The organism is Ruegeria sp. AP12 (genome assembly GCF_056540025.1).
On record NZ_JBQFVZ010000154.1, the window covers coordinates 1 to 849 of the forward strand.

Annotated in this window: 2 protein-coding genes; both read right to left on the reverse strand. The window is 59.1% G+C overall.

Features of this window, described 5'->3' with window-relative positions; all coding sequences use genetic code 11:
• The coding region (locus tag ACR0E6_RS21935; protein ID WP_480587306.1) for a sensor N-terminal transmembrane domain-containing protein at positions 1 to 465 on the reverse strand (465 nt) is incomplete at its 3' end.
• 32 nt (positions 466 to 497) lie between these two features.
• Positions 498 to 849: winged helix-turn-helix domain-containing protein (locus tag ACR0E6_RS21940; RefSeq protein ID WP_480587308.1), on the reverse strand; the 352-nt coding region annotated here is incomplete at its 5' end.

Sequence of the window (849 nt, forward strand, 5' to 3'; positions counted from 1 at the left end):
CGACAGATCAACGGCAACTGAGGCACCCCGCGTCCAACCGATCAACGTGCCGCTGGCGTCGTAAACAAAGACCTCGCCACCTTCTGGTAGACTTAACCCGGCCAGAGTATCACCCACATCCAGCACCCGCGGATTTTGCGCGCCCGCGGCTGCGTTCTGACGGATCTGAGCCTCGAACACGTTGCTGACCAGCTGTGCGTCGCCCATCAGGTTGCGCGCGGTTTGCTGAACCTGTTCCTTCCGGGAATCGTCCAGATACAAAAGACCGGTCACGAGAATGACCAAGGCAATCAGGTTGAAGGTGACGATCTTGCGCGCCAAAGGCGAGCCGCGCAGAGAAAACAAGTTCCTCCGCGACCGCTTCTCTCGCAGTTCGGCAGACTCGGGGTCTTGTGGGATAACCCAGTCATCCCCGATTACGACATCACCGTCGTGCAGCTCGTCAGATTGGTCAGTGTCACGCACGGGACCACAATACCTTCAAACGGGGCGCGTGCCTATTCTTCGTTGTAGCGGTAGCCGATGCCATAGAGCGTCTCGATGGCCGAGAACTCAGGATCAGCGGCGCGCATCTTCTTGCGAAGGCGTTTGATGTGGCTGTCGATGGTGCGGTCGTCGACATAGACCTGATCGTCATAGGCCACGTCCATCAGCTGGTCGCGGCTTTTGACGAAGCCTGGGCGTTGCGCCAAGGCCTGCAGAAGCAGAAACTCGGTCACGGTCAGTGAAACATCATTGCCCTTCCAGGTCACCGCATGGCGCAGCGGGTCCATCCGAAGCTCACCACGCTCCATAACCTTCGCATCACCAGTGCTGACCGCAGCGCTATCGCCCTCGGTCGCTTCCTGA